Origin of the sequence: Bacillus sp. 7884-1 (genome assembly GCF_002272245.1) — a bacterium.
Taxonomy (GTDB): domain Bacteria; phylum Bacillota; class Bacilli; order Bacillales; family Cytobacillaceae; genus Neobacillus.
Map to the genome: position 1 here is coordinate 64,037 of NZ_NPDD01000129.1, position 16,394 is coordinate 80,430.

18 protein-coding genes and 2 pseudogenes are annotated in these 16,394 nt (G+C 40.5%); 13 read left to right on the top strand and 7 right to left on the bottom strand.

The features are described 5' to 3' along the window. The first annotated feature begins 22 nt into the window (after positions 1–22). Complete coding sequence (locus CHI06_RS15610) at positions 23–595, top strand: chromate transporter (RefSeq protein WP_095249553.1); 573 nt, start codon at positions 23–25, stop codon at positions 593–595. Next, complete coding sequence (locus CHI06_RS15615; RefSeq protein ID WP_095249589.1) at positions 595–1,122, top strand: chromate transporter; 528 nt, start codon at positions 595–597, stop codon at positions 1,120–1,122. Before CHI06_RS15610 ends, CHI06_RS15615 begins: the two co-directional genes overlap by 1 nt. A gap of 149 nt (positions 1,123–1,271) precedes the next feature. Here CHI06_RS15615 and CHI06_RS15620 read toward each other — a convergent pair whose 3' ends face one another. Both CHI06_RS15620 and CHI06_RS15625 read right to left on the bottom strand, forming a co-directional pair. Beyond that, positions 1,272–1,472, bottom strand: a complete 201-nt coding sequence (locus CHI06_RS15620) for a hypothetical protein (RefSeq protein WP_095249554.1) — start codon at positions 1,470–1,472, stop codon at positions 1,272–1,274. An 823-nt stretch (positions 1,473–2,295) separates the two neighbouring features. Then, positions 2,296–2,604 (bottom strand): hypothetical protein, encoded by a 309-nt coding sequence (locus CHI06_RS15625; protein ID WP_095249555.1) that lies wholly within the window; start codon positions 2,602–2,604, stop codon positions 2,296–2,298. A 210-nt stretch (positions 2,605–2,814) separates the two neighbouring features. Here CHI06_RS15625 and CHI06_RS15630 point away from each other — a divergent pair, with 210 nt between their 5' ends. The 3 genes from CHI06_RS15630 to CHI06_RS15640 all read left to right on the top strand — a co-directional run bounded on the left by CHI06_RS15630 (position 2,815) and on the right by CHI06_RS15640 (position 5,758). Then, positions 2,815–3,507 carry a hypothetical protein gene (locus CHI06_RS15630; protein WP_095249556.1) on the top strand — a complete coding sequence of 231 codons (693 nt, stop codon included), beginning with the start codon at positions 2,815–2,817 and terminating at the stop codon, positions 3,505–3,507. A 381-nt stretch (positions 3,508–3,888) separates the two neighbouring features. Next, positions 3,889–4,821 (top strand): ABC transporter ATP-binding protein, encoded by a 933-nt coding sequence (locus CHI06_RS15635; protein WP_095249557.1) that lies wholly within the window; start codon positions 3,889–3,891, stop codon positions 4,819–4,821. Beyond that, positions 4,814–5,758: an ABC transporter permease gene (locus CHI06_RS15640; protein ID WP_095249558.1), complete on the top strand. Its 945-nt coding sequence runs from the start codon at positions 4,814–4,816 to the stop codon at positions 5,756–5,758. The genes CHI06_RS15635 and CHI06_RS15640 overlap by 8 nt, the downstream gene beginning before the upstream one ends. Positions 5,759–5,881: 123 nt before the next feature. On the opposite strand, the pseudogene CHI06_RS15645 reads toward CHI06_RS15640, so the two are convergent. Further along, a pseudogene (locus tag CHI06_RS15645) lies at positions 5,882–6,598 on the bottom strand (3-ketoacyl-ACP reductase). Between the two features lie 200 nt (positions 6,599–6,798). Here CHI06_RS15645 and CHI06_RS15650 point away from each other — a divergent pair. Further along, on the top strand, positions 6,799–7,623 hold the full coding sequence (locus CHI06_RS15650; protein ID WP_095249559.1) for an aldo/keto reductase: 825 nt from the start codon (positions 6,799–6,801) through the stop codon (positions 7,621–7,623). Positions 7,624–7,722: 99 nt separating this feature from the next. On the opposite strand, the gene CHI06_RS15655 is transcribed toward CHI06_RS15650, so the two are convergent. Then, the gene (locus tag CHI06_RS15655) at positions 7,723–8,214 is read right to left on the bottom strand and encodes a GNAT family N-acetyltransferase (protein ID WP_257009320.1); all 492 of its coding nucleotides are present in this window, start codon (positions 8,212–8,214) and stop codon (positions 7,723–7,725) included. A 144-nt stretch (positions 8,215–8,358) separates the two neighbouring features. Between CHI06_RS15655 and CHI06_RS15660 the strand changes: the two genes are divergently transcribed. From CHI06_RS15660 to CHI06_RS15670, 3 genes are all read left to right on the top strand, one after another. Then, on the top strand, positions 8,359–9,492 hold the full coding sequence (locus tag CHI06_RS15660; protein ID WP_179292642.1) for a hypothetical protein: 1,134 nt from the start codon (positions 8,359–8,361) through the stop codon (positions 9,490–9,492). After that, the gene (locus CHI06_RS15665; RefSeq protein WP_095249561.1) at positions 9,479–10,210 is read left to right on the top strand and encodes a hypothetical protein; all 732 of its coding nucleotides are present in this window, start codon (positions 9,479–9,481) and stop codon (positions 10,208–10,210) included. The genes CHI06_RS15660 and CHI06_RS15665 overlap by 14 nt, the downstream gene beginning before the upstream one ends. Before the next feature lie 191 nt (positions 10,211–10,401). Then, entirely contained in the window at positions 10,402–10,593 is a 192-nt protein-coding gene (locus CHI06_RS15670) for a hypothetical protein (protein WP_095249562.1), read from the top strand. Positions 10,594–10,629: 36 nt separating this feature from the next. Here CHI06_RS15670 and CHI06_RS15675 read toward each other — a convergent pair whose 3' ends face one another. Continuing rightward, positions 10,630–10,917, bottom strand: coding sequence for a restriction endonuclease (locus CHI06_RS15675; RefSeq protein WP_095249563.1), 288 nt, complete (start codon positions 10,915–10,917; stop codon positions 10,630–10,632). 197 nt (positions 10,918–11,114) lie between these two features. On the opposite strand from CHI06_RS15675, the gene hprK reads away from it, so the two are divergent. The 3 genes and pseudogenes from hprK to CHI06_RS15690 all read left to right on the top strand — a co-directional run bounded on the left by hprK (position 11,115) and on the right by CHI06_RS15690 (position 14,101). Then, positions 11,115–12,065 (top strand): HPr(Ser) kinase/phosphatase, encoded by a 951-nt coding sequence (hprK, locus tag CHI06_RS15680; RefSeq protein ID WP_095249564.1) that lies wholly within the window; start codon positions 11,115–11,117, stop codon positions 12,063–12,065. Between the two features lie 88 nt (positions 12,066–12,153). Further along, positions 12,154–12,687: pseudogene (locus CHI06_RS15685) on the top strand (cupin domain-containing protein); the annotation flags it as partial. A 637-nt stretch (positions 12,688–13,324) separates the two neighbouring features. Then, on the top strand, positions 13,325–14,101 hold the full coding sequence (locus CHI06_RS15690; protein ID WP_095249565.1) for a transposase: 777 nt from the start codon (positions 13,325–13,327) through the stop codon (positions 14,099–14,101). A 71-nt stretch (positions 14,102–14,172) separates the two neighbouring features. Here CHI06_RS15690 and CHI06_RS15695 read toward each other — a convergent pair whose 3' ends face one another. Further along, positions 14,173–14,856: a DUF4956 domain-containing protein gene (locus CHI06_RS15695; RefSeq protein ID WP_095249566.1), complete on the bottom strand. Its 684-nt coding sequence runs from the start codon at positions 14,854–14,856 to the stop codon at positions 14,173–14,175. Between the two features lie 30 nt (positions 14,857–14,886). Continuing rightward, complete coding sequence (locus CHI06_RS15700) at positions 14,887–15,585, bottom strand: polyphosphate polymerase domain-containing protein (RefSeq protein ID WP_095249567.1); 699 nt, start codon at positions 15,583–15,585, stop codon at positions 14,887–14,889. A 252-nt stretch (positions 15,586–15,837) separates the two neighbouring features. Here CHI06_RS15700 and CHI06_RS15705 point away from each other — a divergent pair, with 252 nt between their 5' ends. Beyond that, a complete protein-coding gene (locus CHI06_RS15705; RefSeq protein ID WP_095249568.1) occupies positions 15,838–16,335 on the top strand; it encodes an SRPBCC domain-containing protein in 498 nt (165 codons plus the stop codon). Positions 16,336–16,394 lie beyond the last annotated feature (59 nt).

Genomic DNA, 16,394 nt, shown 5'->3' on the forward strand with positions numbered 1-16,394 from the left:
TCCACAGTAAGGGATTGATTCTATGAAACAACGAGACATTTTTATCGCATTTTTTCGAAGCAGTATGCTTGGATATGGCGGGGGACCTACAACGATACCTCTCGTCCAAAAAGAGGTAGTAGAACGGTTTAAATGGATGAACAATGAGGAATTTGGCGATGTGTTAGCCATTGCGAATACATTGCCTGGCCCGATTGCAACAAAGATGGCAGGCTATATTGGATTTCGCATTGGTGGCGTACCTGGCATGATCAACGCCATCTTTGCCACCATTTTACCTACGATCTTTTTCATGATTATATTACTTAGCACCTTAATTGAGTTTAAAGATTTGAAATGGGTTCAAGGTATGACAAAGGCAGTTGTACCGGTAGTAGCCGTGATGCTTGGAGTCTTAACGTGGGAATTCATCCAGAGTGCTATTAAAGGACTCAAGTGGTTTTTTACCACCGTGCACATCCTTGTCGCATTAGTACTAATTGAATACTTCGGTATTCACCCCGGCTTTGTAATAGGAGCTCTTTTAGTATTTGCCTTAGTAAAACCAACCAAAATCACTGTGAAAAGGGACAAAGAGAAGGGACTATCAGTATGATCATTTACTTGCATATCTTTTGGGCCTTTTTCTTTGCGAATATTTTAGGGTATGGCGGAGGACCAGCCACCATTCCTCTCATTCAAAAAGAAGTAGTAGAACACTATCAATGGTTAACAACACAAGAATTTAATGAAGCTTTGGCAATGGGAAATGCCTTGCCCGGTCCGATTGCAACAAAGATGGCAGGCTACATCGGATTTCAAGTAGGAGGCTACTTTGGTTCAATGCTGGCAGTATTAGCAACAGTCGCTCCGTCTCTGATACTGATGCTTACTCTAATGGGTCTTCTCTATAAGTTTAGGAAATCTCCGCAAGTCAAACGGATGACGCTTTACGTCAAACCCACCATTGCGGTACTTCTAGGAGTGATGACCTTTCAATCATTCTATGAATCATACTTCCAAATCGGAATCGGACACATTCTATTTCTAGGAATCGGCAGTTATTTACTAATGGAAAAAGTAAAAGTCCACCCCGGAATAGTCGTATTTGGTTCCCTCATTTACGGTGCAATCAATTTGTAAGACCATGCCATGGGTGACCATGGGGACGGTTCTTGTGGACCTCGTTAAAACATAAAAGCCAGGAGAACCGTCCCCATTGAACGGAAGAACCGTCCCCATTGAACGAAAAAAAGCCACTGTTTCAGTTGAAAACAATGGCTTTTCTGTCATTAGGATTTCATATTTAATTTCATTCCAAAAGTTAAGATCTCATAATTATTTTTAAGAATAAATCCATAGTTTTTTTTATGGTCGATTACGATATCTCCATCTAGATGGTTAATCACCAATGGGTCAATTAGAATGGTAATGGCTTCGACTTTAAATATCTCTTCATTATTTATTTGCTCAACCTGAGCAAGTTCGTACATATACGTGGCCCCTCAGCCAGTAGTTCGGATTTCATCAATCTTAATGGTTGGCTCTTCACCAAGTACATTTATAAGCTGCTGCTTTGCGTCTATGGTAATGGTAACTTTCATTTTTTTTCACCTCAAGTTAATTTTACCCTTTCCTTTCCGAATTAATCGAGAAATTAGTATTCAGTATAATACTAGTGTTCTTCTCGGCTAGATCATATAAATCGCAAGAATTACCTTTCACATTTCGACTTCCTTTTTCCCACTTTTAAGAGAAAAAGTTTGATTTAGTGGGCTATTTTCCAGTTCTAATCAAACGTTTAATTAAATCAATTTCTGTTGGAACCTCTCGAGGATTATAAAAGAGCCTTTATTTTGACAGTCTTTGTAAAATCGTGGGATATAACCGTGCCAATCCTCGACTATAAATTTTCTTGAAAACCTTGAAGAGTTCTTTTTTTAAAAGGGCTTTTAACACTATTAATCAATCGATTGATTGGAAGGAAAGATGGTGGAGTAATGTCGAAGTCTGCTTGAAAAGACGGAAAAAAAGAGCCCCGAGGCTCTTTTTACATAGATTTACTACTTCTTCCACATCTGATGCATTTACTGGTGTAATAACTGTACTTATGTCGTCTGCGAAAGAAACAAAGGATGGATTTTAAATTCAAATAAAACACTCCCTTTGAATGATTAAACCGGTGGTTCAGCCATTGTATAGTCACTATAGAACAGTGACGTTGTGACTATAGGTTTATATTTATGATTTAATAGTACCATTTATTGGATTATTCTGAAAGTAAAAACATTCCATAACTGGATTTATTCAATCATACTAGACATTATAGTACTCATTTGTTTCTGGGGTGTATTGAAACACAGAATAAATAACTTCAGGATTTGCCTCTTCTTCAAATTCCATGTCCACTTCTATAAAGTCCCATTCTTTCGCTAATAATTGATCGGTAGTGTTTGAAATATTTTTGTCAGCTAAAAGTTCTTTAATATGTAAGGAGTTTTCTAGATTATATTTTGAGCAGGTAAATGGACCAAACTCCTCTGTTTCACCATTTTTTAATAGAAATACAAACTTCCCAATTAAAACTACTGCCGGAATTTCTACTAAAACCGTGGTTTCATTCAATGTAGAAGCGGGTATTTAAAATAGAAATTAGAAATATCCTTTTTTAACGTGTTTAACGTGCATCTCTACTCTATTATATAGTAGATAGTCTTGTTGGAATGGTTGAAATTTGCGTATTGTAACTTTAGGACTATTTTTAAGAAAATAGGGAACATTTCCAATTTTAAAACGTTTAATAGATAGTGAGAATTTTTGGGGGGGAATAAAAAGATGAGGCAAGGTTTAATTTTGATCACTTTTTTAATGTTAATGGCTGCATGTTCTTCTGAAGATGTTTCTCAGAGAAAGGTAGATACTACCGATGAATTATCTCCAGAAACAATGACCTTAGAACCAACCCAATTGATAACTGAGAATGAAATGATGGAGAGCAATCAAGATATTCAACTGATAAACAGTGAAAATAATAGCAATGTTGAAACGCAAAGTTTACTTTCTTCTCAGACGGTAGAGGAAGGGGAAAATGAAATTCAAACCCTATCAAAGGAACCTACGGAACCCTTAGTGGAGGAAAAAGAAGAAACACCTGCCGAGGATTCTATTATGATCGGAGATACGAAATATATTAATTTGATGAAAGAAGAAAAGTTTCAGGATTGGATAAACGTTGCGGTGAAATATGGGGCAAGCCTTTATGCTATTCCGTATTCTGATGTTTTTGCCATTGTGAAAGATGAAGAGGTGCTCGTCGGTATGAGTACTGGGGTTGCGAGTGCAACGCCAAACCACATCGATATTCTTTGTGATTTGATGGTAGATAAAGGCGAGTCTTCAGAAAAAGTTATCGAAGGTATCAAACAAGTGGCTCAAACAGGAGAAAGTGTTCAAGTGCTAGGTCCACAAGAATTTGGCGATGATTATTCAATCGAAAAGCAAGAGGAGTGGATTGTTGTTTCATGGTGATGGGACCGTGGGGGGACCGTAGGGACGGTTCTTTTGGTCTGCACTACCTATATTAAAAGGACGAGAGAACCGTCCCTATGGTCAGAAAGGCCGTTGTCAAATCTATTTGGCAGCGGTTTTTTTTTTGTCTTTTTTAATACTAAGGAAATCTTAAGATTTTCATAGAATGTTTTTTAAGATTTCATGGGTATCATGTTTTTAAAGCAAAAATGCCTTTTTGACGGACGTTGGGGAATAGGTTTTGATGCTTAATACATCATACAAACAATAATAATGTAATTAATTTCAATAATATTTTATTGATAAACGATAAAATTTGTGTTAAATTCGAATAAGTAATAAAAGACGAAATGATTAAATCCATTAAAAAGGAGTACGTGTATGAGTAACGAACCTATCATCAGCTTGAGTAATGTGACCAAAGTAATTGGTCGGACTACCATTATCGATAATCTTACGTTTGATGTACCACAAGGTGAAATCTTCGGCTTCCTTGGTCCAAATGGGGCTGGAAAAACCACTACTATCCGCATGATCGTTGGGCTGATGTCAATCACCAAGGGTCAGATACTGATTAAGGGGAAAAATATCAAAACCGAATTCGAGCAAGCGATCCGCCATGTCGGCGCCATTGTAGAAAGTCCGGAAATGTACAAATATCTGAGCGGGTACCAGAATCTTGTTCATTACGCTCGTATGGTGCCGGGGGTAACCAAGGAACGGATTGACGAAGTGGTGTCACTGGTCAAGCTAGAAAACCGTATCCATGACAAAGTTAAAAAGTATTCGCTCGGCATGCGCCAGCGTTTGGGAGTCGCCCAAGCACTGCTGCACCGGCCATCTCTGCTCATTCTCGACGAACCGACGAACGGTCTTGACCCTGCGGGGATTCGCGAATTGCGCGATTATTTGCGGCATTTGACCCGTACGGAAGGAATCAGCGTTGTCGTCTCTAGCCATCTGTTGTCTGAGATGGAACTCATGTGTGACCGGGTCGCTATCCTCCAACGCGGCAAGCTGGTCGAGGTAATGCCGATTCAGGGATTTACTCGTGGGAACGATCAAATTCAAACGTATCATATCCAAGCACAGCCGCCGGAACAGGCGTTGGTGACCATAAGAAAGATGGATGGGGTCGTAGAAGTCAAACTAATTCAGGATGGGCTCGTCGAGGTTTCCACCGAGAGGGAATGCATCCCGGAAATTCTAGTCGGGCTAATGGAGAACCGTATTCGTATCTACGGCGTCCAGATTATTAACCAGACTCTGGAAGAACGATTCTTGGAAATTACGGGGGGAAGACAAATTGGTTAATCTAGTACTCAATGAAAATATGAAGATTTACCGACGGGTGCGAACATGGATCCTGGTCGGACTTATGGCCGCTTTTGTGCTTTTTGTCAATTTCATTGAATGGCATTCCGATGGAAAAAAGGCGGAAGGCGAAGGCTGGCGGTCAGCACTGCAGCAGGAGAATCAGCAATATAGCGAAATTCTGAAGCAGCCCAAGCTGGGTGAAGATGATCGAACGTTCTACCAGGAGCGGATTGCCATTAACGATTATCACTTGGAGCAGAATATTCGTTCAACGGATGGCACAATGTGGGATGGCGTGAACGGTTCGGCAGGCATGATGATCGTGATTACAATTTTCACCATCATCATTGCAGGAGACAGTCTAGCAGGTGAATTTTCATCTGGCACGATCAAGCTGCTGCTCATCCGGCCGGCTAGCAGGGTCAAGATCCTGGTCTCCAAGTATATCTCTTTTCTATTGTTCAGCATGCTGTTGTTACTCACGCTGTTTGTCATATCTGTCGCGGTCAACGGAATCTTATACGGCTTTGGTAACATGGATCTACCGTTGATCAGCATGACTGCGGAAGGGCAAATCGTCGAAAGAAATATGGTCCTCAATCTGTGGAAAACGTATATGCTGGGCGGTGTATCCACGGTTATGTACGTAACCATGGCCTTTATGATTTCGTCCGCCTTCCGAAGCAGCGCGATGGCAATCGGGTTTTCCATCGGCGCCTTGTTTGCGGGTAACATTGTTCTGGAGGCACTGCAGCGGTTTGATTGGAGTAAGTATCTGTTGTTCGCCAACACCGATCTTACCCAGTATCTGAACGGGCATCCTTTCCAAGAGGGAATGACATTGTCCTTTTCCATCGTCGTGCTCGTTGTCTATTTCCTCGTGTTCAATTTGATTTCCTGGCTTCTATTTACACGTAGAGATGTAGCGGCTTAAAAGACCGTGGAAAGACTGTGGGGACGGTTCTTGGAAAGACCGAGGGGACGGTTCTTGTGGTCTTGTACTAAACATATAAAAAACCATGAGAACCGTCCCTATGGTCCCTCTATGGTCCCTCGGTTATGGATTCGTTGACCAAAGTCCGGCTGTTTTTAGGACAACTCTTGGGTGGAGCTTTAATCCAGAGACGATAAGGTCGGCTAGATCTTCTGGGTGCATTACTTTTTCTGGATCTCCAGTGATTAGATTTGTATCATAGGCTAGGTCCGTTGCTACTGTACTTGGTGTTAATGCTGTTACACGGATATTGTTTTTCTTACTTCTAGCATGAGCGATTCTGTCAGCCCGAGGACCGCGAATTTGGATGCACTATATGCACTTGTAACTGGGGCTCCTTTTTGCCCTGCTGAAGAAGAAATATTGATGATATCACCGGATTTCCGTTCGATCATCCCAGGCAAGACCGCTCTTGTAACATTGTAGACACCCATTACGTTTACGCGGATAATGTTTTCCCACTCTTCAGGCGATAACTCTAAAAAGCCGCCAAATTTAGCAATCCCTGCGTTGTTAATTAAAATATCAATAGACTCTAGGTCTGATTGTATATGCTCTACAGCATGTTGAACGGACGTTAAATCCGCTACATCGGCGGCGGCTGCAGATACACTGACATCATATGGTGCTAGTTCATCTGCCACTTTTTCCAGGATTGGACATATTTAAGCCAATTAAGCCAAGATTAACGCCTTCTTTGGCTAAAGCAATGGCCGTAGCTCGGCCAATTCCTCTTCCTGCTCCCGTAATCATCGCGTTTTTTCCTTTTAAAGAGATCATCTGTACACTCCCTATGTTTAATGAGTTAGTAGTCATCAATCCAACATATGTATTCTCTCCCTATTTTTCAAAATCATTTCATGGTTAAGAGAAAGATGTATGATGAATAGAAAGCCTAAGAATGGAGCATAAATTAACAGGTATGATACGATTACGACTTGACTGGTAAATACATATGGATTGTAAAAGGAGAATGTAACATGAATTTTGTCACTTTAAATAATGGCGTGAAAATGCCACAGCTAGGATTTGGTGTTTGGCAGGTTCCGGATGACCAAGCGACAGAGGCAGTAGAGATAGCATTAAAAGTTGGTTACACCTCTATTGATACGGCGATGATTTATAAAAATGAAAAGGGCGTGGGGAGGGCGATTGCTGAATCTTCCGTTCCTCGCGAGGAGTTATTTATTACAACCAAAGTTTGGAATGCTGACCAAGGCTTTGACAAAACCTTACGTGCCTTTGATGAAAGCTTGGACAGATTGGGACTGGATTATGTTGATTTATATTTGATTCACTGGCCAACCCCTAACTTTGATCAATATGTTGATACCTATAAGGCTCTAGAAAAGCTTTATCATGATGGCCGAGTGAAGGCAATTGGGGTTTGTAACTTTGAAATTGAACACTTAGAGCGCATTTTAAAAGAATGTGAAGTCGTGCCGGTATTAAATCAGGTTGAATGTCACCCATACCTTGCTCAAAATGAGTTAAAAGAGTTTTGTGCAAAACATAATATCTTTGTAGAAGCGTGGAGCCCGCTAGACCAGGGAGGAGAGGTGCTGCAGGACGAAGTCATTCAAACGTTTGCTGCATCACATAGCAAAACCTCAGCACAAGTGGTGTTGCGCTGGCATTTACAAAACAACACCATCGTCATTCCGAAATCAGTAACACCATCAAGAATCAAAGAAAACATTAACGTATTTGATTTCGAACTGTCCGCGAATGAAATGGACCAAATAAATAAACTTAATCGCAATCGACGTAAAGGCGCACATCCAAACGACTTGCATAATCGGTGAGCCGTGGGGACGGTTCTTATGGTCCTCATTCGAACCATAAGAACCGTCCCCTTGGACACCCTTGGACACTTTGTTCCCTTTTTATGCAGGTCTATTTTGCTATAATTGGTTCTTAGTATTAATGGAAAAGATTACTTCATCTTCAACAGCCGTTATTACTTTGCCGGTATCTTTAAAACCTACGTATAAATATAGTTGTTTTGCTATTTCATTTTCAGGAACAAAGGTTATAAATATTTCGTCACAATTATATTGATTAATCATTTCATTTATAACTAATAGTAAGGCTTGCTTACCATACCCATTTCCTTGAAACTTGTAATCAATCATGATTCTACAAATTTCATAGCCAGAAAGTTCGTCCGAATACCCATACATGGTAAAGCCTATGGGCGTATCATTTTGATAAATGGCTCTAACTGTCCAATTCTCTTCTATACTAGCTTGTGCTAGGGATAAACAGTTTGAGGCAATGGTCTTTTCAAATACTCTGTTTTGTTGGTCTTCTGCACTGCTAAGTCTTATAATGTCCAACCAGTTTTGTTTATTTATTTCCTTTAATATAATCATTTCATTTCCCTCTAATCCCAATTTTAATACTCCTTAAATATTCTTCATTTGGTGCAAATACCCTTTTTTGAAGAAAGACCACGAGAAGACCGTGGGGACGGTTCTCGTGGTCTCATCTCTCACTTGGACCACGAGAACCGTCCCCATGGAAACCCCCATGGAAATGTGTCGAAGTCTGCTGCGAAGTGTAGTAAAATGGAAATAAATAGTTTTATAGGAGTGGAATGGATGGTGAGTGCAAGTTTGGTCACCGATTTGTTAACGAAGCTTGAGGAAGAGAAGGACCAGTGGATTTACGATGCGATTGAGCGATTTGATGGTGAAAAGTATGCGGAGTATCAGGAGCTAAGATCACCTGAAGATCAGATTATAGAGATTAAAGTCATCGAGCATAGCCTGTGCAAACAGAAGAGTCTTAATCTCAAACGGATGGAGCTGGAGCTGAAAACGCTGGAAGAAACCCTGATAGAAAATCGGCGAAGTCTCGAGAATTTAGAGGCAGAACTTGTTGTATTGCAAAAGGAGCTTGCGATTTACGAGACTGGAACGAAGGGCTTGGATGGGATTCAGTTAGAAAAGTTCCAGTTCTTTTTTGATGACAAGTTTACTTTTGATAAAAAGGATCAAGTGGTTTTTAAGGAGCGGAAGATCTCCAGGTTGATGGAAAACTATCATTTGGTCGAGACGGAAATGCTTGAGTTTTATCAAAGGCAGCTATCTGAGGTTTGGCTGTTGTTGACACGGAGTATGCAGAACATCGCATCCACCGCCAATTTTGATTTTGAAACCAATCCGCCTATCGTGGATGTAAGTTTGAAGCATGGACGGGGCCTTGATCAATATTTAAAACCAGGGAATTTTGAAGAGGATTATTGGATTGCGCTTGGAACGTTAGAATGGAATAACAAAATTGTTTATGAGTATTATATTAACCAGATCAACCAGTTTCAGAGGAATGCTAAAGAAGAATTGGTGCAGTTATGGGATCGTAAGAACGAGCAGAACCGTTTAGCGGATGAAAAGGTGCTAGAGTTGCAGGAAAAGAATCGGCAATTGGAAGAGCGGATGGTAGAGCTTAAGGATCAGTTGGGTAGAGCGAAGCCGGAATGGGAACAGGGTTTGCTGCGGCCCAAGCTACTGGATGATATTTTAAAAGAAGAGTTTGTGAGAGTTGTTTCTGGCTGGCAGGAGAAGTTGCTCGCTGAGGATGCTTCTGATGAGGAACGATGGGCCTATCACCAGTACTGCCAAATAATTTTAAAGCAAGCGGAGAGGATTATTGGAAATGAATACTTCTAATACAATGGATGAGAAATATAACGAGGCCATTCAATCACTGAAGAAAATCAATAACGAACTTTTCTATGATGACCTGAAGAAGCTGATGAAGGACCGGGAAGAAACGATTTCGGAGCTGAATGGAGAAGTCTATGAATCGATTGAAAACATGAAGAAGTCGATGGACAGTTTCCCCGTGCAGGTTAGCGAGAAGCTAAAGGATGAGCTCATTCACCCTCAGACTGAGTTATTTGGCCGCGGGATGGAACGGTTTGATGAGAATATTCTGGTGCTGGAAAAGAAGATTGCCTTTTGGCACCAGCAATATCAAGAGTATCTCGAGAGGACGGAAAAGCTGTTAGCCGATGCTAAAGGGTTTCAGCAGGAGGATCAAGCGTTTATCGTCGGGGAAACCGAAAGGGTACTGACGGGTATTCGGAAACTTCAGGAGCGGTTGAGCGAGCAGACTTCCGCCTTGAATGTGAAATATGAAGTGGTGAGTGATCGATTAGGTGTGATTTTACACGAGATTGCTTCAGCTGAAGACAGGTACAAGGCGGAAATTGCGCAGCTGCGTGAAGATGTTGAGCAAATCCACCAAGGCGTTCAGGAAGAGTTGGAGCTGAGTGTTGAAAGTGGTGTAAGGCGAGAAGGCCAGTTAAAAAAATGGCTGATTGGGTTGGCAGTTGGACAGGGTGTTTCTGTTTTGTTGATGGTGTTGTTATTTATATTGAAGTAATCTAAACCTAAGCCTGGCTGCCCGCCTGGCTTATTGTTTTAGTAGGAACAATTGAATTCGGTTGAAAATGGATTTTTTTAGTAGGATAAGTAAGAGTTTTCTTGAATATATTCAAGTGGATATTACTATTTTTTACATTGATTTTAAAAAGAAAGGAACCAATAAGCACGCCATAGGGAGGGACAATTATCATGAATGAATATGGTTATGAGAAAAGTGAGCGAACTCGCAAGGTAGAATCTTCTATTAAAAAGGGAATCTCGTTCGGAACATGTTTGGCTATCGTTATATCGTATACTGCGTGGAAATCTATCCCTTGGGCGATCTTCCACGGACTGTTGAGCTGGGTGTATGTTATTTATTATTGGGCAAAGTATGTATAAACGATATAAAACGCAGCTTCTAGTTTATCAAAAAGTCTAACGCTTCCGTTTCCGGTCGTTAGACTTTTTGATTTTTATTAGTTTTGTTGGAGGTTGTTTACGTATCCATTTAATAAACCGAAATAGTTGGGCATCCTCTTTTAGCTCTGGAATCGTTGTTAAACGTGCTGCGATTTCGGCGTTTTTATAAAGAGCATGGATCTGTTTGTGGCAGGGGATACACAAATTTGCCGTAGCCCCAAATGTCCCTCCCATCTCTTTAGGCAGCAGATGGTGAACCGTTGGCTCGACCTCCTCACGCTCACTAAGCTCACATGTACCCATTTTGATGCCTCCCGATTTAGCCTGTGATTGGTAAACTCCGTTATATTTATTTGCATTTTTCCTTCTTTAAATTCATGTATTGCATAGAAGGATTCCCAGTGTCTTGCTTAAAGATATCCTTTTTCAAAATGGATGACGTTTCCAGTGTAATTAAGTTATAATCTTATAATAAAAGGGAAATAGGACGTGAGTATAGATTGAAAAAAGTAACAATAGAAAGCTTGATTCAAAGGTTTTCATTGAAGGTCCTGGCTGGAGAAGGCTGTCTGCAGAAGGTTATTACCCAATCGCAGGTGCATCGTCCGGGACTGGAATTTGTTGGCCATTTTGATTTTTTTCCAACAGAGCGAATTCAGATCCTAGGAAAAAAGGAAATTACCTATTTACATAAGTTAAGTAAAGAGGAACGTAAAATTCGAATCGGAAATATTGTTCACTATCATCCGCCGTGTTTTATTGTTACCGCTGGTGAGGAAGGGCTTACGTATTTAATTCACCATTGTACAGAGCAGGGGATTCCCTTGTTGGTGACAAACCAGCCTGAGACCACTTCAGAATTTATCGCGAAATTGGATGCGTTTTTGGTCAAGGAACTGGCACCAGAAATGGCTGTTCATGGGGTTTGTATGAATGTGTCTGGCATTGGAATCTTACTGCGGGGCAGTTCTGGGGTTGGAAAAAGCGAGACGGCCCACACATTAATTCGCCGCGGACACCGGTTGGTATCGGATGATGTCGTTGTCCTAAAGAAACTGAGTACGCAAACCATACTTGGGACACATGATGGAAAGACGAGGGAATTTTTGGCTCTCCGTAGTATTGGGCTGTTAAATGTGGTCCGCTTGTACGGTCGTAAGGCGTTCCAGGATGAAACACGAATTTCCCTTGATATCCATTTAACGAAGTGGGAAAAGGATGCCTTATATAACGACCTAGAACAGGAATATCATTATACCGACTATATGGGAGTGAAAATCCCCACAATGGAAATCCAGCTTCAGCCTGGGCGTGATGTTGCAGGGCTAATCGAGGCAGCCGCAAATAACTGGTACTTGAAGCAGCAAGGGTATAGCGCGGTAGAAGAGTTTATGAGCAGGGTTGAGGCTGATATCAATGACCGTGGGGACGGTTCTTGTGGTCCGTGCTAACACAACATGGGACCATGAGAACCGTCCCCATGGAAGTTGCATAAATTAGTTTGTAGTAAAAACTAATAGATGAAGGAAGGAAATTTATATGGTTACGAACTTGGACTATTCCTCTTCCTCAACACAATTCACTTTTGATGTAAATACAAGTCCTGTCATGAAAAAGGATAATCAAAACTACATTAATGTTTTAGGGATTAAACAGCTTAATACACTTGAAAATGTGTCTTTACTTGATATTTTCCTAAGCAAGAATAACGTGATAGAACCACATTATCACCAGAATGCTGCAGAACTCGTTTACTGCATTTCTGGTGCTGCTGTTGTATCTATCTTGAATCCATATACCAAACAAATTCAAAATTATCCAATTACACCTGGTCAAGTAGCAAACGTTCCGCATGGTTGGTGGCATTATGAAGAGGCGACTGTTGATAACACACACCTATTAGCTATTTTTAATGCACCAACTCCCGAAGTCATTCTAGGATCAGATATCTTAAAGTTGACACCCTCAACTATTATGGCCCACACCTATTGCCTCGATGAAAATCAGTGGAAAGAAGCAATTAAACCAGTTCAACCTTCCACATTTATTGGTCCAACAAAATCCTGCGAAAGACGGATTGGAAGAATAGATGCACAATATTCAAATAACACCATAACAATGGGTACGCTGCACCAGCGTATTATCCACCAAATTATCAATATTCTACTTGGCCGCAATATTACTGAGACGGGACATGGGGACGGTTCTCTTGGCCTTAAACGGGGGCATTACTGGAACAACGGTAATGCCCTTAATGTTTGGAAGGTTCTACTTGTTTTATTCATATATTTTAGTAGCAGGGTAAGCAAAAAATGAATGAAGTATTTTGAAAATTGGTGTATGATAATTTTGATAGTAATAGTGTTTCCTCCATTCATTCTGTTAATGTTTCCACTTTTGTTTACCCACCTTATTAACCTATCATTTTACTTTTTGCCCAATTCAATGGCACTACCTCTTCTAACTCATTATTCAAATTGCTAACGGCTTGCCTCAATAATCAAACCACTCTTGAATCAATCTCCATTGACTACCAGTAACTATAATATTCTCATTTTAAAAAATAGATGTCCATGGTGACGGTTCTTTTGGCCTAACCTCACTAGAACCATGAGAACCGTCCCTATGGAAAAAAAGGGAGAAGTGTAAATGGAATTATTAATGATCAATGAGCAAAAGAATAGACCGATGTTTTCCTGTGGTGTTTAAGATGCCACGGGGAGCTAGAGTTAAAAGCAAGAGCGGAATCTATCATATTATGCTACGAGGCGCCAATCGACAGGAAATTTTCCATGATGATGAGGACTGCTTGAAGTTTCTTGATTTAATACATATATATAAGCTGAAAACCGAGGTGGGGATTTTCAGTTGGTGTTTGATGAGTAATCATGTACACCTGCTATTAAAAGAGGGCAATGAAGATGTGTCCGCTACAATTAAACGGATAGGTGTAAGTTATGTCTCCTACTATAACTGGAAGTACAGAACAACTGGGCATCTTTTTCAAGATAGGTTTAAGAGTGAGAATATAGAAAATATACGGTACTTATTAACCGTGGTACGGTATATCCATCAAAATCCAGTTAAAGCAGGAATGGCCAGGCGGGTGGATGAATGGAGGTGGAGCAGTTGCCGGCAATACTACGGTACTCACGATGAGAGAAGGAAATTGCTAGACTCTGATTACATTTTTGGAATGTTTTCGGCGGATAACATTCTGGCAAGAGAGAGATTTATAGAATTTAATGAAATGGCCAATCAGGATGAATGTCTAGATCACCACGTGGATGAAAGAAGATTAACAGATGAGGAAGCCAGGGAAGAGATAAAGAAGATGCTGATTGGAATTGAAATCGCCCAAGTTAAGAGTTTACCTAGACTCCAAAGAAATGAAATCCTCAAAAAAACAAAAAAAATCAAAGGCCTTTCCCAACGCCAAACCGCAAGAATCCTTGGCGTTTCAAAAACACTTATTTCTAAAGCATAAACTTGTGAAACATGGGGACGGTTCTTGTGGTCATAAAGACCACAAGAACCGTCCCCATGGACCTGACACCATTAAGCTGTAAAGTTACCGTCATAGCTTAGCATAATGGCTGATTTTACTCCTTCGATAGCGGAGATATTGTTGATGAAGCTCATATCATTTTCTTTGACGCGGATTTCATAGGTTACTTCAAAGTCATTGCCAGGCATGACGGATTTTGATTTAAGGGAATGCTTTTTGGCGTGTCCTGAAATGACGTGCTCTAATGAGTTTTCAATCGAATTTTCATTGTATCTTATTACCAAAAGGTAAGGGTTCTCGATTTTGATTTTATTTACAAAGAAAAATAAGACTAGTCCAATTAAAAGGGAGCCTGTAACTGCGAGCGCGATGAAGCCTGCCCCACATAAAATGCCGACAACGATTGCCCAAAAGATATAAACAATGTCCATCGGATCTTTAATAGGGGTCCTAAAACGCACAATCGATAAAGCACCAACCATACCAAGCGACAAGAGAACGTTGGACGAAATTCCAATGATAATCAGGGCGGTGGCCAAGGCCATAATGATGAGCGATATATTAAAGGTGTGGGAGTAAATCACCCCGGTGAATGTTTTCTTGTAAATCATGTAAATGAACAATCCCAAAGCCAATGCCACCAACATACCAATAAGGGCATCGACAATCGAAATGCTGCTCGCCTTTTCCAAAATGCTAGATTTGAAGATATCTTTAAAATTTGTAATTTCCATTTTCTTTTTCCTCCAAAGTTTTTCTAGTGTTTAGCCAAACATCCGGCTGATTTGATATTTTGAGTAAGTTCCTCTGCGCCTGTCGCCTAGCTGTAGAAGATATTTGATAGTATCTGGCAGGAATTCGTCATATTTCACTTCAAGAATGACAATATCCGAATTGGTTTCAACCATCGGTATATCAGGATTCAAGACTTCATTGTTGCGGAAGCTTGTTTTAATGGAACTGTCGAAGGTGACTCGGACGTTCCCGTATTCATAAATAAATACCTCCCTCTCATAGTCGACCACGGTGAAAGGCTTTAGTTGAAATAGATTCATTTGTATAAATAAGTCCTGGATAAGCGGTCTCGCATCGTTTTCCATCCATGCAATATCGCCGAGCCGGATTTGTTCATATTCTTCCGCACTAATCTTGCATTTTTGTTTATAGGTCATGTTATTGCGCTTGCTCTTTTTTTCAAGGTTAATGAGATTTGTATTATGGTCGTACAGTCTGACCCGGAACTTATCCCTCTCAATAAATCCTTCCTTTTTCTGGTTCAGTACCTTATTATCAAAGTTGTCGAAATAAACACTTCGGATTAAATATTTTCCATCATTCTTTGCATGGGGGTCTGACTGCATCACATGCTTCAATCTATTTCTCAGGAGGAAGCAATCCATTTTGGAAATTTCATGCTTCAACTCGTATCTGCCTCTCACGCCATTCAAGGTCATCGTCTTCATGTCATCATTCTCCTCTCGTGTGTTGCTCTATGATTGACATTATTAAAGACGAACCTTAAACAAACCTTAAAAGGAGCCAGGGGTGGGGCCAGGGGGACGGTTCTCGTGGCCATTTATTGGGGACAATGAGGAGGATATCTGCGTGAAAAAGGAGTCATTTAACAGTTCCATTGGCCAGTGCTATTAAAATAAGGGACCATGAGAACCGTCCCCTTGGACACTTGGAAAACTAAAACTATTGGAGGAATTACTATGTCAATTCAAATTAAAGTCACGCATACTTTTAATGCTCCACGTGAATTTGTATTTAAGGCTTTCACTGATTCAGACCATTTAAAGAATTGGTGGGGGCCAAAGGGATGGATGTTTGAGGTTTCTAAATCAGATTTCCGTTCGGGTGGTGTTTTTCATTACAGCCAGAAACCTGCTGATGGCGACGTAATGTGGGTTAAATTTGTATACAGTGAAATTATTGAACCCGAGAAAATCGTTTACTCCAGTTTCTTTTCCGATGAAGAAGGTAACACTGTTCGAGCACCCTTTCACGAAAATTGGCCAATGGAAACCCTGAATACCATTACGTTCATCGAGGAGGAAGGAAAAACAACCCTTACAATGATTGTTGCTCCCGTATCCCCGACTAAGGAAGAGGTCAAAACCTTCGAGGATTCAAAAGAGATGGCTCAGGAAGGATATAGCGGAACCTATGATCAATTAGATGAATACCTAACAAAAATAAAAACCGTTTAAAATAACCGCAGCAAAAAAAACACCGAACATCGGTGTTTTTTGCTTTATCTTAATAATGA